Below are 23357 nucleotides of genomic sequence, written 5' to 3' on the forward strand. Positions count from 1 at the left end.
TCTATTTGTTTACCTTGGTTCTATAGGTTATTCATCGTTTAAAAGTCATTGATTTGCTTGTCACAATGGGCCTCGATTAAAATCAGCGCCGTAAAGATTAACCATCGTTAATCTAAACGGCGTAGGCTTTCTACAGCGTTGCTTTGTAACTGACTCAAATGGGCAGTTTAACGAGGGAGGGTTGGCGTTTTGTTTTCGCCGTGACTGACTTAATTGTCATTTCCAGCAGGAATATTCCATGTCGACACCATTAGCCCACTCAACATCATCAGTTCATTCAACGCCTCTGGCCAACCCAGCACCATTAGGTTTAATGGGATTTGGTATGACAACGATTTTACTTAATATCCATAATGCAGGTTTTTTCCCTGTCGATGCGATGATCCTTGCCATGGGTATTTTTTATGGCGGTATTGGCCAAGTGATCGTTGGGATGATGTGCTTTAAACGAGGCGATACCTTTGGTACGACAGCATTTACCTCATATGGTTTATTTTGGTTAACCTTAGTGGGTTTGTTGGTTATGCCTGAAATGGGTATTTCACAAGCAAGTCCTGCAAGCTTTATGGGCTGGTACTTAGGATTATGGGGCGTATTCACTGCGTTTATGTTCGTTGGTTCATTGCGCTACCCTCGTGCTAAACAAGTAGTATTTGGTTCGCTAACAATATTGTTCTTCTTATTGGCTGCACGTGATTTCACTGGTTCTGAACTGATAGGTACTATTGCAGGCTTTGAAGGCATTTTCTGTGGTGCCAGTGCAATTTACTTCGCTATGGCGCAGGTACTGAATGCTGAATATGGTCGCGTTATTTTGCCTATTGGTGAGCTAAAGCAAGTTGGTAAAGAAGTTAATACAGACGTTGACTCAAGTGCAATTTTAAAGGCAGCGTAGCAGTTTAAATTAAATCCTTTGGTTTTATTTCATTAGGTTTAAGGCAAAAAAAGCTGACATCACTGTCAGCTTTTTTATTAACAAGCATTAAATTGGCTTGTATTAACTCTGCTGCAATCGATACAGCCATTTTCCATAAAGGAAAATACCAACCGCAGAAATCGTACCAATAGCTGCAATGATATACCACGCCATACCGATGTTATGGCTGTTATAAAGTAAGGTCGTTAACTCTTGTGCTGGCTCTCCTGTAAAGGTGACTAGAGTGGTAAAAGCTTCACCTTGTGGGATTGCATCAATCATAGTCGCATCCATGCCACGTTCAGCAAGGAGTTGCAATGAGAACACTTCTTTCGACGCATACATTTCATATAGCTTAGGGCCAAAGTAGCCTTCTAGTGTCCAGCCTATCCCCTGAGGTAACATCACAAAGCCTAGATACATGGCTTTTTTACCTTCAGGAGCAATATTCCCCATAAACTCGTTTTTCTTTGGGCTTATCATCATTTCGCCAAATGAGAACATCGCAATCGCCAGAACTATCATCCATGCGGCATTAGTTGCACCAATAAACACAAAGGCAAGGATACTCAACAAGCAGCCACCGAGCATTGCTGTAGTAATACGGTATTTAGCAGTAAGTGCCGCCACCAAGAAACAAGTCGTCATGATCATGCCAGCATTAAGGTTAAGCATGCCTTCTGGCATCACCTTAGTACCCGTATTATCAAGTCCTAACCAAAACTGGAAAAAGCCATTGGACGTGCCTTCAGGACCAAATAGCGAGGTCACAATCACGCTGGTATCAACCCATTCGGCAATGTGAATCGGCAAGACATCGAATAGGGCGTTAAATAAGAACCAGAAGCCTGCAAACACCAACATGTAGTAAATAACCACAGGCTTTTTAAGCTCGTTTAATGCATCGCGCCACAAAGCTTCTTGCTTAATTTCGCCAGATTTAATTTTACGATTACGTTCTAAACGTTCTTCTTTACCTGGCTCTTTATAGGCCAGTAAAAATAGGAAGTTAAATGAAATGATTGCCGCACAAGCGTAAAACACGTTGTCCCACGAAAGCTGACGCATGTGAACAGCGACTAATGGACCAAGGAAACCACCAATATTAACCACTTGGTAGAATATCCCCCAAGCCATAGAAGTATTTTGTCTTCCGGTTGAGAGGACTAAGGTGCCTTGTATGCCGGGTTTAAAGATCCCGGTACCCGCAGCCAACAAGATGGCACCGAACAAGAAGCCATAAAAACTTGGGAATAGGGCCATCACTAAGTAGCCAGCGATTTTGATAATCGTTGAGGCAAAAATCGTTTCTTTGTAGCCTACACGATCTGAAATACCGCCAGTAAACACGGGAATAAAGGTTTGCATAAATGCCCAAATAGCGATGATGACACCATAATCGCTAAGGCTAATACCTAGACCACCTTCAGAAGTTGGCGCTTTCGCATAAAGGCCTGCACTGGCTTTTACGCCATAGTAAGCGATACGTTCAACCAGCTCCATGCCGCCGACGATCCAAAAAATATAACTGAGACTGGCGATCGATGCCCACATTCCCAGCTGTTTAACTTCACTTAGGTCGTTGCCTGAGTGTGAATTATCACTCATATTTCACCCTTTATTATAATTATTATTAACAATAAGCTGGCAGACACTTTACCTAATTTGAAACAAAATACAAAAGAACTGTGATAAAAATTGCACTTTATGACGAATGTTAAAATTTTGGACGGATATTTGCCGCGAAGAAATACTTAGATAACTGAAATGTCGATGTATTATCAGTCAAGTTGATGCTTTTTTGATTTTGGATAACCGTTCTTCAGATTTTAATTTAACCAGTTAAACCTCAGCAGTAGATGAATTTAACATTCAGCGCAGTGTCAAAGCCTCAGTCATGATTTAAGCAAAAATAGGCCGACTAGATTAGGAAAACAAGCGGCTCATTAAAAATACCAACGAGTGGCTAGTTGCCATTGTTGTTCAAGTAGCTCTTGTGGTAAACCTTGTTCAACTTTTGCATCGCGAGTAGAGTCAATTCGATTGTATTCTGCTTGGATAAACCAGCTTTTTTGCAAGCGATATTGATAAGACAAAGTAAGGGCATTGCCTTGTTCATTGTTGTTATCGTCAAGGGTGGCATCATTGTCCGATACTTCAAAATCTTCAGCTCGAACACTAACACGATGTTTATCCCAGCGTTTGCTTATTAGAATAAATGCGGCTTGATAATCATTGTTGACGACATCAATACCGTCAGGCGACTGCATTAATGTACTGCCGAGCATTAATTGGCTAATTAACTCAATGTTATAAGGTAAACGCCATTTAAGACCCGCATGTGAGAACTGAGTTAGCCAAGCGTATTGGCCATCTTTTACGATACGAGTATTGGCATTATTATCATAATAACCTAGTGATACCTCGCCATTCCCTTTCATTTTCCATTGGCCATGTATTTGATAACCAAAGCGATTATCTAGCTCAATAAAGGGATCGGATTCTTTCGCTTGTTCATCAAGGCTGCCTCCTTCAAGACTTGGCATATTACTTAAAGGCAGGGACTCTTGCAGTAATGTTTGTCGTGAGCTGATTGTCCAGCCATGCCAAGAAAGCATGGCTCCTGCAGTATCATTGTTTTGGAACAGAGCAGCTGAAACAGAGAAATCATTTTTTGATGAGTGAAATTTACCAAGACGTTCTAAGGTTATTTCTGCGCCAAGGTGGCGAAACTCTTCACCTAACCAACTGTTTATGGCTGAATTTGTGAGAGTGTAGGGCGATGACCAAGCAGTAGCGATATTTTCTAATGAAATGTCTGGGTACATTAGGCCTAATCTGGTTTTTATTCGTAAGCCATTTTCCCAAGGTAAACTTCGATAATTTATAAAAGCTTCAGTAATCCCAACGCCATTTCGGTTACCATCGACATAACCATTGGCGGTAACATGTGCTGAGAGAGCATTTTCCCAATCGACTTTATATGTCACTCCGACTTGGGATAGTGACAGTTGGCTACCATCATCAAATCGAAACTTTCCTAAACCGCCATCGACATAGGATTGTGTCCCTTGTGTATGGCTTGCTCTTAAGTCAATAATGCCTGATATATGATGATCTGCAGCTATAGCGCCATAGCTGCTTAAACATAATATCAAAATCCATTTTTTCATCCGTGAACCTTATTATTTTAAATTATTACGGACTTACCTAGTTAGCTGTAACTCGACTGAGTTAACCACTGAGTCAACCGAGTCGCATCGACTGGTTTTGAAAGATAAAAACCTTGCCCCATTTCACAGCCACGCTGCGTTAACCATTTTAGTGAACCCTCATCTTCAATCCCTTCTGCCACGACTTTTAGCCCTAAATTATGGGCAAGCTGTAGTGTTGAGTTAACAATGATTTGATCGTCTTCATTAATCATAAGGTTTTGCACAAAAGACTTATCAATTTTGAGTTCATCAACAGGTAACTGTTTAAGTTGCGCTAATGAAGAATAACCCGTGCCATAATCATCAATAGACAGTTTTAGACCGTGTTGCTTAAGCTCTGTTAACTGTTTGATGGCATGCTCAGGATCGGCAACAACCGCATCTTCGGTGATTTCCAGTGTAAGCGCCTCAATCGGCACGCGTTTATCTTTTATGGTCTGTAATACGTAATCACAGAACTGATTATCTTTTAAATTTTCAGGTGAAATATTCACTGCGATAGCAAGCTCAATGCCTTGCTGTTGCCAACGAAGGTATTGATCCAATGCTTCATTAATCACCCACTGTGTTAAGGCGTTCATTTGACCCATTTGTTCTGCGATGGAAATAAAGCTATCTGGGGGGATCATGCCTCTGACAGGGTGTTGCCAGCGAACTAATGCTTCAACATGAGTGACTTTATTCAGTGTTAAGTCGAGTTTAGGTTGGTAGAACAGCACTAGCTCATCTTGTTCGATAGCAGGTTTTAAATCATTAACTAACTGAAGCCTGTCTAAGGTATTAACATCTATTTGCTGGTGGTAGATTTGTAGGTGTAAACGATTTTTCTTGGCATGTTGAAGCGCGGTATCAGCTTGGCGTAATAAGGTTTCAAGATCGCTAGGGTAATAAACAAAGCTGATCCCTATGGTGGTTTGTAAGTGCAAAGAGATATCTTGATAGCAAAACTCAGTTTCAACGCTTCGCTGGATTTTTTTAATTAATGCTGTCAGTGTTTTTTGTTCTGTATGTTCGATAGCCAGTACAAATTCATCTCCACTTAAACGACACACTAAATCAATTTCATCAAAGCTTGCTAAACGTCGTCCAATTTCTTTGATGACAACATCGCCAACGATATGACCTAAAGTACCGTTTATTTCTGTCATTCTGCGAATGTTGATTAAACAGATAGCGATAGGCGACTTATCTTCAAACCAATTTGAAGTGACTCGTATAAGCTCGTTTTTGTTGCCAAGACTTGTAAGAGGGTCATGATAGGCCTGAAAAGTAATTTTGTTTTCTCGACTTAATATGGCCTGTTGCATCGCGGTAATTTCTTCTGCTAGCTCGTGCATCTCCGCGCTGCTACCAACCTCGACTTTAGAATTATAATTCCCCTTGGCAATGAACCTTGCTTGTTTAATGAGTAGCGTAAGGGGTTTAGTTACGCCTCTAGCGATAACAAATGCAACAAATAAAGAAATTGGTAACATCAGTAGAATAAGTAAAACTTGTTGAAACCAATGTTTTTGCGCTGATTCTAGTGCATCACTGCGACTTAAAAACATGAAAGCATGTAGTTGGCGTTCATCATTGTCTTTTAGGCTGACTTCACCTAAATCAGATTGCCATAAAATATAATCATCATGGGGTTGATTTTGCTTAATAAAATCGGATATGACTTGGTTGTCTGTTTTAGAAAAACTTGAACTTGATAGGCTGATTAACTGATTAGTGTACTGCTCAGCAGTGAGTACGAATCCTGTGTTTAGACCTGTTTGTTGTGATAGTGACTGAGTTAACTCATCACCGATGACATAACCAAATCCCACCCAACCTATGATGTTTGAAGCTCCACTGGTTAATGGCGAGAAACGTAGCTGATAAACATGGTTCTCGAGAGGGTATAAAGGGCTAATAGTCTCAAATTCCGTCGCCAATGACATACGGAATGCTTTGTCTTGCTCAGGGCCAACCTTTACTTTTCCCTGATTTGGCCCATCTGGGGTAGTGAGTAATTGACCGATGACTTTTCCTTCAATATCAACGGCAATGGCAAGATCTGCATTGATGCGTTTTCGATGATTGTTTAATGCGACGAGAAAGCTACGGCTGTCATCGTCAATAAAGACATCTTTAAGGCCAAAATCTTTCGCTGCAGTTTCCGCAAAAGCAGATAAATAATAATTTCGATTGTCGTATTCAGACTTAAAAACTAACTCTGCCACAGAAAGTTGGTTTGCAAGTTGGTGCTGCTCTAGGCGCTTATTAGTGTAATAAGTAATGGCAAACGAGATTGCCTGCACTGCGATTAAAAGCACCATAAAAAAGGCAAAAATGCGAGTTTGAATACTGTTGAACGATTTAAGCATTTTTAGCATTAGTACCCTTCCAGAAAGTCAAAGTCATCTAAACTTTGTTGACTAGGAATGTCATCCATAGAGGCATTTATTTGTATTGTTAGGGCTTCAGGTAATGGGGTGCTAACTGTTTGGCTATATTTATTATCTTCAATTTGTAATTGAGGATGCCAGATGTTGAGCTGATATTCATTATCAGGGACAGAGTCAAACTCGACATGACCTAGATTATTGGTGACAGCATAAAATGGTGTGTCGACCACTAATACGTGACCACTCATCCAGTCATGTATATTACAGCCCATCGAAATATGACCTGCTTGATCGAACACCATATCTTTTTGGGCATTATCTTTACGTAGTTTAAACGAGAATCGCTTTGGCCCTGAAGCTGAATAAATATGGTGGGTAATATCATCGTCATTAACAAACTTGAGCTGGTAACCTTTTTGGATAACGGTGATATAGGGGCTAAATTGTTTGTTTTGTTGATGTACTTCAACAGGGGGCCTAGCAGGTAATAGGGCGTCAGCAGGTTTTGGTGTCATGGGGGTAAGATAGACCACCATATTTGCCATAGGAGAAGTATTGGCATCAACTAAAAGAAATTGCTGACTCATTGTTGGTAAGCTGACTAGGGTGCTGATTGTTGCACTTATTAATGCGCTAAACTTTATGTTTGTTGTTATTAGCGACTTTACTGCTATGACTGTGTTCACTTTGACCCCTAGTATCACTTTGGTTGAGATATCTAACCTGCTGATAAAAGTGTTGCCCTTTACCAAGCACACTATGACTTAGCAAAATAAGAACGGAATTAAGCTTATAATATTTCACAAATTAAAGATATTTTCATAACAAAAATAAATCGAAGCCAAATATTATTTAGCTTCGATTTTTATTGTTTGCTTCTATGAGAGACTGGTGCTGAGTGGCACCTTTACACAGGAGGGTTTATATTGAGCGGGAAAACGCTTAAGTGATGGGATTAACCACAACACTTCTTATATTTTTTGCCACTACCACAAGTGCATGGATCGTTGCGGTTTATTTTTGCTTCAGCAATGACTGCTTTGGGTTTATTTAAAATCCCTTCTAATTGCAGGATATCTTCGGCAACTTCTGGGTTAATTGTGATATTAGCCAATAACTTATGCTGCTCAACTATGAGCTGAACTTCATGCATACGGCTTTCATTTTGCACGGTTAATTTCAGCGGGTTGGTAGCGGTTCCAATTTTAGCTTGGCGTTTAGTGTTGTAGCCACTTTCGCCGTAGGCAGGTTTTGGCGTTTGACGGCCTTTAAAGAAAAATTTGTCTGACATATTCGTATCTGCCTATCGGTAAAAAGTAAAAGTTGACTATCAATTAGCGCGGTATCATATGGATTAAGTCGTTAGCCAAATTCCACAAAAATTGAAAAATATTCTAGAGGCGATGCTTATACAGCAAATCGTTGCTGTTGACTAATAAAACAGCCTTAAATCATCTTTTTATGTTGATATTGCTACATGAACTCTAAAATTCGACTCAGTGCAAGTAAAGCTGCTTATTGGTAATTAACTTCAATTGTGTAACTGACTTGTTGAAGTCCTGTCAGTTTGTCATCAATGACATCTACTTTTCCGCCAACTTCAATTACGGTTGTGGAATCTGATAAAGAAAATGACTGTTGTTGGGTGCCATTGGGTAAAATTGGGGTAAAGGCGATATTGGCATTATCACTTGGGTATACCACAACATTAATCAATGCTTGTTCGTGACCGCTAATAGCAAACTGGCCTAATTGATTGTCAGAGCTAATACAACCAGAACCTTGGCGGGAAAACTGATCGAGCTGACAGTTAACGCTGATTTGATTGCTAATTATTCCTAGGTTTATTGCTTGAGTTTGCTCGATTGCAATTGGAGACACGAGTGTAAAGTGAGCTTGGGCTATAGCTGTTGTTAAGATAAATAAGGACACAAGCTTTTCCCAATCGGTGCGATAGATTAATTGTAGTCGTTGGTGGATATATACGCAGTATATTGTTGTTATTTAGATTCTCGCTTGAGTGTTTGTGTGGGGAAGGTCACATATTCGCCTGGCGCGAGCGTAATGGATTGCGATTGTCGTTGTTTGTTTATTTCTATTTGATATTCACCTGGCACCAATTGCTCAAACATAAAGACTCCGTCATATTCTACTCGCGCATGATATTTAGCCTCTTGTTTATCGATAAGGGTGATAGGTATTCCTTTGGCAGCGACACCGTCATCATAGAACACTTCGCCGTCTAACTCTGCTGTAAACAACACGGGGAAAAGCACTTCCGCAACATTGCCCGGATGGGCTTGAATTAATAAAGTACTGTTAAGGGGTAATAAAAAAGGATCGGGCAGTGAACGTTCATTTAGTACAAGTTTATGAGGTCTTGATGTTTGAATATGGGTTATGAGAAGTTGACCATTATCATCGGTTTCACTATCAGCATTGGTGTGACCGGAAAATTGCAGTCCACTCATGGCCAGTTCATTGTCATCGAATAGGCCATTATTATTATCATCCTGAAAGGCAATTATTTTAACACTCCCCGTATTTAAATGGCTTACTCGATCCAATAGCCAAGTATTATCGGCTGCGATTAACAGCGCGGAGCTACTCCATTTGAATTGTGCAAACCAGTCGCCTTCAGAGTCATTTTCAACAGAAAACCTAAGGGTGCTTGTATCTAAAAAGTAAGATAAAGAATTCTTAACAGTGACTTCTGCACTAGCCATAGGTTGATAGCGAACTTCAAATTGATAGTTACTGCTGTCGGTAAATGAAGTGCTGACATTGGATACTAGTTGAGTTAATTCTGTATCTGGTATCAGAGCGAGATCTGCGTAGCTTCGTAAATACCAATCATCAATCCGACCTGAAAGCGCAAGTCTGTTTGCCCACACCTCATTGCTAGCGATATTTTGCCAACTCAATTCATTGCTTAATGATAGGTGCTGCAATTGGCCTGCAACCGTAGCCGCAATAAACAAACTATCGCTACCTAGGTTTTGGTCTTGCCAGCGGCCACTGAGCGCCCAGCTCATGTTTGTGTGCTCTAAGTTACCACTTAAATTAACGCTGGCGAGTTGTTTTAGCTGATTGTCTTGATTATCCCAAGATTCAAAATCATTATATTTTGCCCATTCTGTTTGCCAGTCAATTAACTCGTTACTGCCTTGGGCGATGAGGTTGGCCGCTGTACCTGTTTCATTACCCGTGAGGTTAAGCTGCCATACACTATTATCTGTCAAAAGATTTAGAGTGACAGTCGGATTGAAAAGCCATTTATCTTTTGATATCTGTTGCTCAATGATGGCAACTCCAGCTGTAAAATTATCTGTAACCGCCCAATTTGCACTAGCATAAACTTGCTTTAAATTATCTTGTTCACGCTGCATTGCCCCAAAATTCATTCCAAAGCTATTGGCTTTCATTTGCGAAGGGTCTAGTAACTTACTGAAAGATTCTGTGCGGGTTTCGCCATTGGGGCCGAAAAAACGAAGTTGATATTGGTTTAAGCCAATATAATAGGGGACTTGTTCAAATCGGTATTGGCCGTTATCCGTAATTCGTTGTACGCCAATTAAACCGCCATTTCGATAAAGTTCTACATCCCAACCTGGTTCTAACTCGCCATCAATGACGAGGTATCGAATATCATCAGTAAAAGCATCGCCAGCATTAATAACGACACCCTCACCAGTGCTTGAACTGGAAACAAGCGCTAAGTTATGGGAGTCGATACTGCCAAGTCTATAATAGTTAACCCAAGTATCAGCCATTTGTTTTTCAATATAAGCATTCAGACTTTCTCCATAGTCTGACCATGAATACCCTGCGTAGGCGCTGTGACCTAAAAGATGAGTACGAGCTTGGATGAAACCATCAAATCTGGGTTCTTGTGTGTCTGTTTGTTTACGTTGGGATACACCTAAATCAGCATGCAGCGCTAAATCACCCAAGTTAGCGTATTGGGTGTTAATGTGGCGTTGATTTGTTGGTGTGTTCGCTTTTTGCTGGTCGTTGAATTGTTGATAGCGTTTTTGTCGAGCGAGTAATTGGCTTAAAGGGACTAGCGTGTTTTCACTTATTTCGAGCATTTGTCTTGCGTGATCAAATTTAATCTCTAATCCTGTTATCTGTTTAACCACAGAAATATCTAGATATAAATCCCAATCATCAAAATACACTTGAGTTGCGCTGTGTTCGCAATCGCTATTTTGGGCTGTAAAGCGCATAAGCCCCTGGTTAATTTCCACAGGGTTATCTGTTGTTAAATACCAACCGGTCAAACTGAGTGGATACATTTCTGTTTGTAACGGCATCATCAGGATATCTGCTAAAAATTGCATGGGCAGATATACAACTCCATCGTTTTGATAAATGAACATTTCATCACTTAAGCGTTCACTACCATAGTTAAATTGACTGACAAGAAATTGCTCTTCATTTGCAGCAGATGAAATGTAGGTTCGATTAATTAATCCTGAGCAAGTTAATTCATTTACTTTAGGGCTAGCCACTTCAGGTGTAGAAATGGGCTGCTTTGGAATAGGCTGTTTAGAAATAGAGTCTTGAGAAATAGCGTGTTTAGTACTAGTTTCTTCTGGATGAATAGCTAACGAACTCGATGGCTGTGACGAAAGATAAATAGGGGCGGTTACTGTACTTACGGCCATATTTTGTTGTGTAAGATTGGATGAGTGGGGCGTCTTGATGCTTTGAGTTTGAACATTGTTATGTTCTGCTTCAATTAATTTTCTATTGTCTAATTTGTTGATTGTTTCTTGCGGCATTCCAGTGGAAAAAGCAGACTTACTGACCACTTGTGCTGGGGTTATTTGATTTTCATTATCTGTATTGTCAGCGTTATTACTAACGACACTATCATTAATTGCACTATCACTTTTTGCGTGATAACTCCTAGCTATAGAAGGATTTAGAATGATTTCCTTTATAGCTTCAGGCTCATGAATTTTTCTAGCTCTTGTTATTTGTTGCGATGGAGGAGGGAGCTCAAGTGATGATAAAAAAGTGTGTTGATCTGACTTCCAGGGCTTTAAAGACTCAAGCCCTGGATTGACTAATTCGATATAAAACAAAAGTAAGCTAATGGCTAAAGCATATTTTGCTAATCGATTTATCTTCCGTTTGATCACGGTAGGATTAATCAGTTAAGAGTTATTATCAATGAATGTCCTTTTTAAACATTAAAAATTAACGGTTTGCTCAACCGTTTTTGCTTCAAATAAACCATCATTTTCGATGTATTTTACCAATAGTTTGGTATTGGGTTTTAGAGGTTCATTCAGTGTAATTGCAAAAGAACGACGTTCATTCTCAGTATAAATAGACGCATTTTTCAAACTACCCAAAAGTTCGTTAGTATCAGCATCAAACACCTCTACATCACCATAACTGCTTCTTTGTCCTTCACGGACGATTTCGACAATTAACTGCTGTTTATCGTCTTGAATATTGAGACCGTTAGACTCGATAGTGAGTTCAGCTGTTAACTGCCCTACACGCATGATCACAGGAATAGCAATACGTAAGTAGGCAGTAACCGATAGTTTCATTGTGTCAGATGGCTTACTTGCTTCTGATTCAGTGGTAGGAGCAAGTGGAATTTGATGAAACACAATGTAGCTTCGATATTCTCCTGATTTAATATCTTTTGGTGGTCTTACAGCAAGACGGACTCGGGTACCTTGCTCGGGTGACAAACTGACTCTCCTTGGTGAATAGCGAGTAAAAGGGGTCAAGGATGTAGAGGGAACCTCAGATTCGAGCAGTTCAAACTCACCAGAATCTAATAACCGTTTATCTTCAAGGTAAATTTCATAGCGTGAAGTTTCACTGCTTTTGTTAACCAATGAAAACACGGCACTCTTATCGCGTTTATTATCGAGTTCAACGCGTGTGGGGGTAACTAAAAGGTTTGCATACACACTTGGAACTAAAAAGAGAACCAAAGTGGCAAGAAGGAATATTTTTTTCATGGCAATGCCCAGCTAAATTTATATGCAACATGTTGCAATTATTATAATTTTTTATTGTTAGCTTACTTCGAGCTTGTTTTGTAAATCAGTTGAGATATAAGAATTAAATCCCGTAAAACCACTACGGGATTTAGTTTACGTTTTCTTAAATAGATTAACCACCTATTTGTAAGTTACTAATATTAAAAATCAATAATATTAGTAGGTTACTGAAAGCGTATAAGTTAGTGCGTGTGTACCTGGAGCAGCACTTGCTGCAACAATATCCAATGTACCACCTACGTCAACAGCAAGTGTGTTACTAGCAACAGTACCAGTTGCACTAGCAAGTGTTGGCGTGAAAGTGACACCAGATACAGAAGTATCTGCAGCTGAAAGCGATAAGTTAACCGTGCCATCTGCAGCTGTTACTGTGAATAAACCGGTATTGGCAGTATTACCACCTGCAACACAAGCTGCGCCAGAAGTGGTGTCTGAATAATCTAAAGCACATTGTCCATCAGCTGCAATAGATACATCGCCGAATTCCATTTGCTCAGTTTCAGCGACTGTTATCGGGTAAACCAAGTTGAAATTTGCTGTGCCTGTCGCATCTTCTGCACCGGCTTGAGTAGAAAGAAGTAATGTTGAAGCTATAACTGTAGATAATAGTATTTTTTTAGTCATTTTTATGTTCCAAGGTAAAATATTATAGTTTTAATAGCCCATACTTTTTGTGCGGATAATTATCGTATTTAAACAACGACTTATTTGCAGGGCAAAGTCAAAGTAACATTGTTGAAATATTTTGCAACACTTTGATTACAATTTCAGGGTGTACTTTTGATGTAACTGAAAGTTCTAATTTATAAACTAGGTGAATATGGGGTGAATAGTTAAAAAGTATTAGATTTCAAACTAGTGTTTAACTTGCTGAAAATCAAAAGTATAAACCATAGGTTTTGAGGTTTTTAAATACAGCTTTTAGTGCGGGCAGTTCTATAAATACACTGTTTATGTATGTTTTATGCGTAATGTTAAACTTTTGTGACAGTGATTGTGTGGTTGTTTTTAATCTTTTGTGTGCGCTTTTAAAACTGAATTTGTATTGTATAGTGACTTTATTTGTATCGACTGAATTGATAAAAGAACAATGCCAAATTACTTTGATTGTTGATTTTTTATGATTAGATTGAGAAGATGTTAAAGTTTGTACAAAGTGATACATTCAGAAGATTTGTATTAATGTGCTGTTGGGGCTTACTTTTACCTGAAATCGATTTTTTTGATCTTTAGATTTCTAATATGTTGATAATAAAAATAAATTTATACGGGCAATATATTTATGCGGTTTACTGATTGTGTTATTAAACCATTTGACGCTTTAAAATTATGTTTGTTAGCTTTGTGCTCGAGCTTAATAAGCTTGACCGCCTCAGCACAAATAGCCATCACTGAAATTCAACCAATAAAATTTCCCACAGTTCTACAAAATAGCGGTTCTAGCACTACTGTAGTCGTGAATTGGAAAGGCGCAATTGGTAATTCAACTAATTCTACTTTGCTGGATAATGACTATTATCAAGGCCGATATTTTATTACCTCTGATGGTTCTTCTCCCATTGATATCAACTTTATGAGTTTAGATAATGAACCATTAATCCAACTCAAAAACTTTAAGATCCGTTATAAAAACACCACTTATAAAACATTTCCTGTATTGGGGTTAGATAATCCTGGGATAGCTGGAGAGTACATAGATATTGGGGCAAAGGTGGTGGCAAATAAGAAGTCGAGTCAAGGGTTTAAGTATCCCCAATATACCTTGAGTGTGAATGAGCAATAATGGGTTAGCTGTTTAGAGTCGATTAACGCTTAACACCCAATAAAAAAGCCATCAACGGACATTGATGGCTTTTTAACGCTGCTATTTATTCACGATTTTGTGAATTAGTTAGCCTTCTAATTTAGCAAGTTCAGCCTTCTGCTCAGTAAGCTTTTCAATATCACGTTGATATTCAGCTTGCTTAGCACGTTCTTTCTCAATTACGGCAGCAGGCGCTTTAGCAACAAATCCTTGATTAGATAACTTACCTTCGATGCGCTTAAATTCACCTGCAGCTTTTTCAAGTAACTTATCGATACGAGCCACTTCCTTAGCGACATCAATTAAACCTGCCATAGGAATAAGTAATTCCATGTCACCCACAAGTTGTGTGGTAGACATTGGCGCAGTTTCACCATCAGCTAGAACAGTCATTGACTCAAGTTTGGCTAGTGTTTTGAAGAAGGTTTGATTTGCTTCAAGTCGGGCTTTATCTTGCTCACTGACACCACGTAAAAGTGCATTTAATGGCTTAGAAGGCGCAATGTTAAGCTCTGCACGAATATTACGTACAGCAGTAATCACTTGCTTAACCCACTCAAGATCATCCATTGCTTGGGCATCAACTTTAGCTGCATCAAATTCTGGGAATTGAGCCAGCATCAATGTCTCACCTTCAACACCAGCAAGCGGTTTTACACGCTGCCAAATGGTTTCAGTAAGGTAAGGCATCATTGGATGCATTAAGCGCTGCATTTGCTCTAATACTGTAACCAGAGTATGGCGAGTACCGCGAAGCTGAGCTTCAGTGCCACTTTGCATAACAGGCTTAGTTAGCTCTAAGTACCAGTCACAGAATTGGTTCCAAGTGAACTCGTAAATAGTGTTAGCAGCAAGATCAAAACGGTAGTTAGCCATGTGATCGTCATAAGCTTTAACGGTTTGATTAAACAAGCCGATAATCCAGCGATCAGCAAGTGATAGCTCCATTTCACCTGGTTTGCCATCAACTAATAGTTGACCACAATCTAACGCTTCACCAATAGCATCTTCATCAGCACCTTCAGTTTGAACCTCGGTGTTCATTAATACGTAGCGTGAAGCATTCCAAATCTTGTTACAGAAGCTGCGATAACCATCTAGGCGTTTCATGTCCCAGTTAATGTCGCGACCCGTTGATGCCATAGAGGCTAATGTAAAACGAAGGGCATCGGTGCCGTGTGCTTCTATGCCTTCGCTAAATTCTTTACGGGTACTTTTTTCAATTTTAGCGGCCATTTTAGGCTGCATCATATTACCAGTACGCTTTTCAACCAGTGACTCAAGGTCGATGCCGTCAATCATGTCTAGTGGATCAAGAACATTACCTTTAGATTTAGACATCTTATTACCGGCTTCATCACGGATAAGTCCAGTGACATAAACCGTTTTGAAAGGCACTTGAGGTTTACCATTTTCATCTTTGATGAAATGCATGGTCATCATGATCATGCGGGCAACCCAGAAGAAGATAATATCAAAACCAGTCACCAACACATCTGTTGGATGGAATGCCTTTAGCTCTTCAGTATTTTTCGGCCAACCTAAAGTTGAGAATGTCCATAACGCTGAGCTAAACCAAGTATCTAATACATCGTTGTCTTGGCGTAATACCACAGAATCATCTAATTTATGCTTAGTACGAACTTCTGCTTCGTCACGGCCAACATACACTTTACCTGACTCGTCATACCAAGCTGGGATACGGTGTCCCCACCAAAGTTGACGCGAAATACACCAGTCTTGAATATCGCGCATCCAAGAGTTGTACATGTTCTCGTATTGTTGAGGCACAAACTTGATATCACCGTTATCTACGGCTTCCATAGCTGTTTTCGCCATAGGTGCAACTGATACATACCATTGGTCGGTCAGTAATGGCTCGATTACCACACCAGAGCGGTCGCCGTATGGCACTTTTAATCCGTGAGGATCAATTTTACCTAATAAACCTAGTGTCTCGAACTCTTCAACAATCGCTTTACGTGCTGCAAAGCGCTCAAGACCTGCATAACGCTCAGGTAAGCTGTTATCTAGCTCGTTGTTTGCAGTGCCATCAGTGTTGACGACTTCAGCCTGACTGCGAATGTCTGCATTGATGGTTAATATGTTAAACATAGGCAGGGCATGACGTTTACCGACTTCATAATCGTTAAAGTCATGAGCTGGAGTGATTTTCACACAACCTGTACCAAACTCCATGTCAACATAGTCATCAGCAACAACTGGAATGCGGCGGTTTACAATTGGCAGCAAAATGAATTTGCCAATTAATGATTGGTATCGTTCGTCATCAGGATGAACTGCAACGGCGCTGTCACCTAACATGGTCTCTGGACGAGTGGTGGCCACTTCTAAGTAGTCTTTACCGTCAGCAGTTAGTGCGCCGTCAGCTAGCGGGTAGCGGAAATGCCACATGCTGCCTTGCTTTTCTTTATTTTCAACTTCGAGATCAGAAATTGCGGTGTGCAGTTTAGGATCCCAGTTTACTAGTCGCTTACCACGGTAAATCAATTCATCATCATATAAGCGTACAAACACTTCTTGTACGGCTTCTGACATGCCTTCATCCATAGTAAAACGTTCACGTTCCCAATCTACCGATGCGCCAAGGCGACGTAGTTGTTTAGTGATGGTTCCACCAGACTCTTTTTTCCAGTCCCAGATACGGTCGATGAAGTTTTCACGACCTAAATCGTGACGGCCTAAGCCTTCTTCTGCAAAAACTTTACGCTCAACCAGCATTTGAGTTGCGATACCAGCGTGATCGGTACCCACTTGCCAAAGGGTGTTTTTACCTTTCATACGCTGGTAACGAGTCAACGTATCCATAATGGTGTCTTGGAATGCATGACCCATGTGCAAACTACCCGTCACGTTTGGTGGCGGGATCATGATGCAATAATTACCTTTTGACTCATCGCCATGTGGTTTGAAGTAGCCTTGCTCTTCCCAGTTTTGGTAAAGAGATTGCTCTATTGACTGCGGATTATATGTTTTTTCCATGGGATTTTTGTTTTCTCAATCTAAATTAATAGTTGGTATTGTTAACGAATCAACTGACTTAAACGCCAGTGAACTCAGTTGTTGTGAGCTCAATGCCTAGTTGCTTGTACTCTCGATAGCGAGCACGCGCAATGTGTTTAAGCGCATCATCATTAGCAACAAAATCGATAATATGCGGAAAGTTAACCGCAAATGATGGCACTTGTTCTGCAAGATTGATGAGTAATTGACGACTTTTATTAGCGCCTAACTTATCAAAACCAATCTCAACTGGTGAGCCCGTTACCGGTCCTTCCCCTTTTAAATTGTGGGGAACAAAAGCCGTTGGCTCAAATTGCCAAAGTAATTCGTCAATAGCGTATGCCTGCTGTTTGTCTTGGCAATGAATATAAATTAGTTGCTGCTGACGATAATGCTTTTCTGCTAATTGGCAGGCACTTAACAATACACTTTCGATAGCACTTGGCTGTGTATTGATGGCGGGCATTAAGTAAAACAGAGTCTTTGGCATGCTTTTACTATATTTGACGAAGTAAAGACGGATTTTACACTAAAAGCAACTCTTGGGGCTAGGGCGTACAGGGGTTAAATTAACAATTAGACGTGTTTGTTATTTAATTCATTTAGAAAAATAAAAAAGGTGAAGAAACACTTCTTCACCTTTTATTAGAAAGCTCAATATATCGGCTTGTGTAAATAAGGCTTATTCGCCTTGATCTACGCCTGCACGATTAATAAGGAATTGGCTTAAGATTGGTACTGGGCGACCCGTTGAGCCTTTATTTGCACCACTGTTCCAAGCAGTACCAGCAACATCAAGATGTGCCCAGTTATATTTCTTAGTAAAGCGAGATAAGAAACATGCTGCAGTAATAGACCCTGCTGGACGACCACCTAAGTTAGTCATATCAGCAAATGGGCTTTCTAGCATTTCTTGGTATTCATCCCAAATCGGCATACGCCATGCACGGTCACCAGATTGTTCACCTGCATTCAATAGCTCGTGAGCTAATGGGTTATGAGATGAGAATAAACCTGATGCATGTTTGCCTAGAGCAATAACACAAGCGCCAGTTAAGGTGGCTGTATCAATAACGAGTTCAGGGTCGAAACGTTCAACATAGGTCAACACATCACACAACACTAAACGGCCTTCAGCATCAGTATTTAGTACTTCAACAGTTTGACCTGACATTGTGGTTAGAATGTCACCCGGGCGGTAAGCATCGCCCGCAGGCATGTTTTCACAACCCGCAAGTATGCCGATAACATTGATTGGCAAGTTCATTTCACATAGCGCTTTCATTGCGCCGATAACACCAGCTGCACCGCCCATGTCATATTTCATCTCATCCATGCCATCGCCTGGTTTTAATGAAATTCCGCCTGAATCGAATGTTAGACCTTTACCGACAAGTACAATTGGCTTTTCAGTTTCATCTACTGCGCCTTTGTACTCCATCACAGTCATGATTGATTCATTAGCACTTGCACGGCCAACCGCTAAGTATGAGTTCATACCCAGTTTAGCCATTTGCTCTTCGCCAATGGTGGTCACGGTTAAATTGTCATGAACTTCGCCAATTTGACGGGCTTGTGAAGCAAGGTAAGCAGGATTACAGATGTTTGGTGGCATGTTTGCCACATCACGACACAAGTCCATACCAGCAGCAACGGCCATTCCGTGATCGATTGCGCGTTCACCAATGGTTAGCTCACGACGCGTTGGCACATTGAATACCATTTTACGTAATGGACGACGAGTTTCACCTTTTCGGGTTTTTAAAGTATCAAAGCTATATAAACTGTTATAAGTTGTTTCAACAGCTTGGCGTACTTTCCAATAAGTGTCGCGACCTTTAACGTGTAGTTCTGTTAAGAAGCAGACTGCTTCCATAGAACCTGTTTCGTTTAAGGTGTTAATGGTTTTAGTTATGATTTGTTTGTATTGGCGTTCATCTAGTTCACGCTCTTTGCCACAACCAACTAACAAAACGCGCTCACTGAGTACGTTTGGTACATGATGCAATAAAAGCATCTGTCCAGGTTTGCCTTCTAAATCACCGCGTCGAAGTAGGTTACTGATATAACCTTCACTGATTTTATCCAATTGCTCCGCGATACCAGATAAACGACGTGGTTCGTATACACCGACAACGATACAAGCTGAACGTTGTTTCTCGGGGCTGCCGCTCTTTACGCTAAACTCCATGAGCACTCCTAGATTATTAAAGACAAATTTTTATATTTATTAGATAATGTTTTAATTAGGCCTGTTAGGCCATATTTACAAACCTTTAAGGAAATAAATCCTTGGTAATTTTCTGCTATGCAGCTAAATGAATTACACTTAAGGAAGCTCACGAGCTGGTCAGAAAACTATCAATAACTGCTGAAAGCAGACATTTTATAGTGAACTTACTCTGATACTAGCAAAAAGACAAGTTTAGACAGTGGATCCTACCTGTGATTGTATTTAGATACTTGATCGTTGAAGTTTTAAAAGCCCAATTTGCGATACTTTTGGTGCTGTTAACTATTTTTATTAGCCAACAATTTGTGCGTGTCTTAGGGGATGCCTCAAATGGCGAGTTCCCAGCATCTTTAGTGCTCACATTATTAGGGCTAAATTTACCGCAGCTTACTGTGCTGGTGTTGCCGTTGAGTTTTTTCTTAGCGATATTACTTGCTCATGGGCGAATGTATGCCGAAAACGAAATGGTGGTACTCCATGGCGTTGGGATCAGTGAATGGTATGTGACTAGGGTAACCTTACTCATTGCAGTTGCGAATCTGGTATTTACTGGTGTGTTATCTGTTTACGTTGGCCCATGGGCTGAAGAGAAACAAAACCAAGTATTAGAGCAGGCGCAATCTGAAGCAGGTTTAGCAGCTATCACCCAAGGACGATTCCAAGCAAGCCCCAATGGTCGCGCAGTATTGTTTGTTGAGAAAATATCAAAATCTAATGAGTTACAAAATGTATTTGTGGCGCAACTCCCTGATCCTGAAGATGAAGAAGGCCTCACCAATGTGGTGGTGTCTGAACAAGGTCGAGTCGTAGAAGATCGCTTTGGCAGTCAGCAATTACAACTGGATAATGGTATTAGATATCAAGGTAGTGCCCAACATCTTGATTACCAAATGATTGAATTTGGTGGCTATCGGATGGAAATTAAAGAACAAGAAGTGGATGAAAGGCGAAGAAAATTATCGGCTTTACCTGTGAATGAACTGCTTAGCACACCAGGTCCTGAAGCCGTAGCTGAGTTTCAATGGCGCTTGGCTTTACCATTAGCCATTCCATTAATGACCTTAATTGCTGTGCCGTTAGCACGGGTAAATGTGAGGCAGGGTAAGTTTGCCAAGATGTTCCCTGCTATTTTACTGTATTTAGGCTATTTCGGTTTGATGGTTGCAGGACGTAAAGCATTAGAAGATGAAGTGATTCCATTAGCGTTAGGTATGTGGTGGATCCATGGCTCTGCGCTGATAATGGGCTTGTTTTTGTTAGGTAAAGAACGTCCAAGTGGTGCCAAGTTACTGCAAGTGTTTAAACGCAAGCAGGTGGCATCATGAAGATATTAGATCTCTATATAGCTCGCGTTATCATTAGTACATCAGCTTTGTGCCTGCTTATCTTGACCGGTTTATCTGGAATTATTAAGTGGGTTGATCAATTGCGTGTAGTAGGGCGCGGCGCATACACCATGCTAGATGCGATGATTTATGTGATTTTCCTGATCCCGCGTGATATCGAAATGTTTTTTCCTATTGCGGTATTACTCGGTGCATTAATCGGTATGGGAATGTTGGCATCAAACTCAGAGTTAGTTGTGATGCAGGCGTCGGGTATGTCACGTTTGCAAATCACTATTTCTGCGATGAAGACGGCTATTCCTTTAATGATTATTGTGATGGCTTTGGGAGAGTGGGGCGCACCTGTTGCAGAGCGCAGCGCTAAAGAGTTACAAGCAACCAAAGTATCAGGCGGGAGTTTAATTAAATCTCACCGAGGGGTTTGGGCGCGTGATGGCGATTTGTTTGTGAATATTGGCGAGGTTGAGACAATTAACACCTTAAATAACATCACTTTTTATGAATTTGATGACGATTTAAAGTTAAAAACCATGACGCAAGCAATGCGAGCTAATTTTGCGAATGGTGTGTGGCGATTATTGGATGTTAAAAACACCCACATCACAGAAGATAAAATCACCTTAGAGTATCAAGAAGAACGGGTTTGGAATTCGACATTGACCCCTGACAAACTCAGTGTGGTGTCTGTTAAACCTGAAGCATTGAGTATTCAAGGCTTAATAGGATATTTAGATTATCTCAAAGTGAATCAACAAGATCCCAGCCGTTACGAATTGGCATTATGGCGTAAGATAATGCAGCCAGTGACAGTGGCAGTTATGATATTAGTAGCATTGTCATTTGTATTTGGTCCATTAAGAACTGTGACCATGGGAGCAAGAGTATTGCTCGGTGTAGTGGCAGGATTTAGTTTTTATATTTGTAGTGAAATATTTGGTCCGCTGAGTATTGTTTATGGCTTACCTGCTTATATAAGTGCAAGTATGCCAGCCTTGCTATTTAGTGCCGGGGCGCTTTACTTTATTAGGAAGTAACCTAACGTAGAAATAAGCATTAGGAACAAGCACTAGCGCGACAAAAATATAGCTGCACGTGATAGTGATGATTAAAACCAGCCTCTTTGTTATTCAGAGTGGCTGGTTTTTTTATGGCTGCTAACTGGCTATTTTAGGATGAACACTATCTCTGCCATGTTCTTTAGCATAGTAAAGGTGTTCATCGGCTTGAGATATCGCAGAGTCTACTGAATGCGTGATGTCAGCTTTACCAATACCGATACTGACAGTAATTGGGATGGTGATATTTTCATAAATAATAGGGTTATTACGAATGGTTTGTCTGATTTTTTCAGCCACCTCATAAGCATCATTAAAAGGTGTTTGGGGCAGTAATATTAAAAACTCTTCTCCTCCCCAGCGAGAGATCATGTCTTGTTTACGAAGAGTTCCAGTAAAAAGTTTTGCTAATTTAACCAGAACCTCATCCCCATAAGAATGGCCATATTGATCATTCACCTGCTTAAAAAAGTCCACATCAACAAGTAAGATACTCATAGCATGTTGATTGCGCAGCACTCTGGCATACTCATAATTGAGCTGTTCCATCATAGCTCGGCGGTTAGGAATATCAGTGAGGTGATCGCGAAGCGCTTGTTGCTCAAACTTCTCACTGAGCTGCTTCACGTGTAAAAAAGACTGGTGACGGGAATACTCATAATAACCAGATAAAAACGTTAAGGTTAGTAACGAGTAGAGCACCCGTGTTTTAAATTCATAGGTATAAGTCGCTAGTAATAGTTGGTCATTGGGATAAAACATAATGATGCAATAGCAAGTTATAAAGCCGAGAGTATTTCGTAAGCCGCCTTTTAAACCACCAAAAAACATCATTACGGGAGGCACTAAGAATATCCACAAAGGCCCAGTATTATTGGCTCCACCACTATAGACAAGGTAGATCATTAAGGTCAGTAAACTGAGCTGAATTAAGGTGCCAGAAGCTTCAAAACGGTATTGCTTTAGGAAAAGCCAATGATTCTGTAGGGAAAGAAAAAATAACACGCAGGACAATAATAGAACGATTGATAAACTACTATTATTTTCAAAATAGGCATTGATGCCCAATATAAAAGTAATGGAAAAACCAACCATGCCAAACCAGTTGATAATTAGAATCTTATGACGTTTTTCGGGTTCGTCATAAAGCTCTGTACCGCGGTTCAGATAATTTAATAGCAATTTTTTAATCGCAATCAATGTATTCAAAACTTTTGTTCGTCCCTTTACGTAAATATTCCTTAAATAAGCTGAAACAGTCGCGTTATTTCAACGCCTTAAAGTTGAATTTTTCATCTTATAGTCTTATTAAGATACTCCAGTATGCTTGTATCGCCAAGTAACATTCGTATGC

Annotated in this window: 17 protein-coding genes; 4 read left to right on the forward strand and 13 right to left on the reverse strand. The window is 40.2% G+C overall.

Going from position 1 to position 23357, the window contains the following annotated elements; all coding sequences use genetic code 11:
• Positions 1-238: 238 nt before the first annotated feature.
• Positions 239-895, forward strand: a complete 657-nt coding sequence (locus K5Q58_RS00620; protein ID WP_220751553.1) for an acetate uptake transporter — start codon at positions 239-241, stop codon at positions 893-895.
• Positions 896-997: 102 nt separating this feature from the next.
• Here the strand turns inward: K5Q58_RS00620 and K5Q58_RS00625 are convergent, their stop codons facing one another.
• The 9 genes from K5Q58_RS00625 to K5Q58_RS00665 form a co-directional block, all read right to left on the reverse strand.
• Complete coding sequence (locus tag K5Q58_RS00625) at positions 998-2524, reverse strand: MFS transporter (protein WP_220751555.1); 1527 nt, start codon at positions 2522-2524, stop codon at positions 998-1000.
• A gap of 338 nt (positions 2525-2862) precedes the next feature.
• Complete coding sequence (locus K5Q58_RS00630) at positions 2863-4089, reverse strand: hypothetical protein (RefSeq protein WP_220751557.1); 1227 nt, start codon at positions 4087-4089, stop codon at positions 2863-2865.
• A gap of 41 nt (positions 4090-4130) precedes the next feature.
• Positions 4131-6494 carry a bifunctional diguanylate cyclase/phosphodiesterase gene (locus tag K5Q58_RS00635; RefSeq protein ID WP_259651184.1) on the reverse strand — a complete coding sequence of 788 codons (2364 nt, stop codon included), beginning with the start codon at positions 6492-6494 and terminating at the stop codon, positions 4131-4133.
• Positions 6494-7192, reverse strand: coding sequence for a hypothetical protein (locus K5Q58_RS00640; RefSeq protein WP_259651185.1), 699 nt, complete (start codon positions 7190-7192; stop codon positions 6494-6496). Before K5Q58_RS00640 ends, K5Q58_RS00635 begins: the two co-directional genes overlap by 1 nt.
• Positions 7193-7461: 269 nt before the next feature.
• Positions 7462-7797 (reverse strand): PBPRA1643 family SWIM/SEC-C metal-binding motif protein, encoded by a 336-nt coding sequence (locus K5Q58_RS00645; protein WP_220751559.1) that lies wholly within the window; start codon positions 7795-7797, stop codon positions 7462-7464.
• Between the two features lie 224 nt (positions 7798-8021).
• On the reverse strand, positions 8022-8438 hold the full coding sequence (locus tag K5Q58_RS00650) for a hypothetical protein (protein WP_220751560.1): 417 nt from the start codon (positions 8436-8438) through the stop codon (positions 8022-8024).
• 68 nt (positions 8439-8506) lie between these two features.
• Positions 8507-11656 carry a carboxypeptidase regulatory-like domain-containing protein gene (locus tag K5Q58_RS00655; protein WP_220751562.1) on the reverse strand — a complete coding sequence of 1050 codons (3150 nt, stop codon included), beginning with the start codon at positions 11654-11656 and terminating at the stop codon, positions 8507-8509.
• 51 nt (positions 11657-11707) lie between these two features.
• Entirely contained in the window at positions 11708-12499 is a 792-nt protein-coding gene (locus K5Q58_RS00660) for a molecular chaperone (protein ID WP_220751564.1), read from the reverse strand.
• Positions 12500-12697: 198 nt separating this feature from the next.
• Positions 12698-13165: a DUF4402 domain-containing protein gene (locus K5Q58_RS00665; RefSeq protein WP_220751566.1), complete on the reverse strand. Its 468-nt coding sequence runs from the start codon at positions 13163-13165 to the stop codon at positions 12698-12700.
• 739 nt (positions 13166-13904) lie between these two features.
• Here K5Q58_RS00665 and K5Q58_RS00670 point away from each other — a divergent pair.
• Complete coding sequence (locus K5Q58_RS00670; protein ID WP_220751568.1) at positions 13905-14324, forward strand: hypothetical protein; 420 nt, start codon at positions 13905-13907, stop codon at positions 14322-14324.
• A gap of 108 nt (positions 14325-14432) precedes the next feature.
• Here the strand turns inward: K5Q58_RS00670 and K5Q58_RS00675 are convergent, their stop codons facing one another.
• The 3 genes from K5Q58_RS00675 to pepA all read right to left on the reverse strand — a co-directional run bounded on the left by K5Q58_RS00675 (position 14433) and on the right by pepA (position 19560).
• The gene (locus K5Q58_RS00675; RefSeq protein ID WP_220751570.1) at positions 14433-17348 is read right to left on the reverse strand and encodes a valine--tRNA ligase; all 2916 of its coding nucleotides are present in this window, start codon (positions 17346-17348) and stop codon (positions 14433-14435) included.
• Between the two features lie 58 nt (positions 17349-17406).
• Positions 17407-17859, reverse strand: a complete 453-nt coding sequence (locus K5Q58_RS00680) for a DNA polymerase III subunit chi (protein ID WP_220751572.1) — start codon at positions 17857-17859, stop codon at positions 17407-17409.
• 192 nt (positions 17860-18051) lie between these two features.
• On the reverse strand, positions 18052-19560 hold the full coding sequence (gene pepA / locus K5Q58_RS00685) for a leucyl aminopeptidase (protein ID WP_220751574.1): 1509 nt from the start codon (positions 19558-19560) through the stop codon (positions 18052-18054).
• 254 nt (positions 19561-19814) lie between these two features.
• Between pepA and lptF the strand changes: the two genes are divergently transcribed.
• Together lptF and lptG are read left to right on the forward strand one after the other, a co-directional pair.
• Positions 19815-20927: an LPS export ABC transporter permease LptF gene (gene lptF, locus K5Q58_RS00690; RefSeq protein WP_220751576.1), complete on the forward strand. Its 1113-nt coding sequence runs from the start codon at positions 19815-19817 to the stop codon at positions 20925-20927.
• The gene (gene lptG, locus K5Q58_RS00695; RefSeq protein ID WP_220751578.1) at positions 20924-21982 is read left to right on the forward strand and encodes an LPS export ABC transporter permease LptG; all 1059 of its coding nucleotides are present in this window, start codon (positions 20924-20926) and stop codon (positions 21980-21982) included. Before lptF ends, lptG begins: the two co-directional genes overlap by 4 nt.
• A 120-nt stretch (positions 21983-22102) precedes the next feature.
• Here the strand turns inward: lptG and K5Q58_RS00700 are convergent, their stop codons facing one another.
• Positions 22103-23212 carry a GGDEF domain-containing protein gene (locus K5Q58_RS00700; protein WP_220751580.1) on the reverse strand — a complete coding sequence of 370 codons (1110 nt, stop codon included), beginning with the start codon at positions 23210-23212 and terminating at the stop codon, positions 22103-22105.
• Positions 23213-23357: the final 145 nt, after the last annotated feature.

The organism is Shewanella sp. KT0246 (assembly GCF_019654955.1).
Taxonomy (GTDB): Bacteria; Pseudomonadota; Gammaproteobacteria; order Enterobacterales; family Shewanellaceae; genus Shewanella; species Shewanella goraebulensis.

Bases quoted from the DNA above. Each gene is read 5' to 3' on its own strand.
- K5Q58_RS00680 (WP_220751572.1), bottom strand. From the start codon at position 17,859: ATGCCAAAGACTCTGTTTTACTTAATGCCCGCCATCAATACACAGCCA.
- K5Q58_RS00635 (WP_259651184.1), bottom strand. From the start codon at position 6,494: ATGCTAAAAATGCTTAAATCGTTCAACAGTATTCAAACTCGCATTTTT.
- K5Q58_RS00660 (WP_220751564.1), bottom strand. From the start codon at position 12,499: ATGAAAAAAATATTCCTTCTTGCCACTTTGGTTCTCTTTTTAGTTCCA.
- K5Q58_RS00620 (WP_220751553.1), top strand. From the start codon at position 239: ATGTCGACACCATTAGCCCACTCAACATCATCAGTTCATTCAACGCCT.
- K5Q58_RS00625 (WP_220751555.1), bottom strand. From the start codon at position 2,524: ATGAGTGATAATTCACACTCAGGCAACGACCTAAGTGAAGTTAAACAG.
- K5Q58_RS00630 (WP_220751557.1), bottom strand. From the start codon at position 4,089: ATGAAAAAATGGATTTTGATATTATGTTTAAGCAGCTATGGCGCTATA.
- lptG (WP_220751578.1), top strand. From the start codon at position 20,924: ATGAAGATATTAGATCTCTATATAGCTCGCGTTATCATTAGTACATCA.
- K5Q58_RS00675 (WP_220751570.1), bottom strand. From the start codon at position 17,348: ATGGAAAAAACATATAATCCGCAGTCAATAGAGCAATCTCTTTACCAA.
- K5Q58_RS00665 (WP_220751566.1), bottom strand. From the start codon at position 13,165: ATGACTAAAAAAATACTATTATCTACAGTTATAGCTTCAACATTACTT.
- pepA (WP_220751574.1), bottom strand. From the start codon at position 19,560: ATGGAGTTTAGCGTAAAGAGCGGCAGCCCCGAGAAACAACGTTCAGCT.
- K5Q58_RS00645 (WP_220751559.1), bottom strand. From the start codon at position 7,797: ATGTCAGACAAATTTTTCTTTAAAGGCCGTCAAACGCCAAAACCTGCC.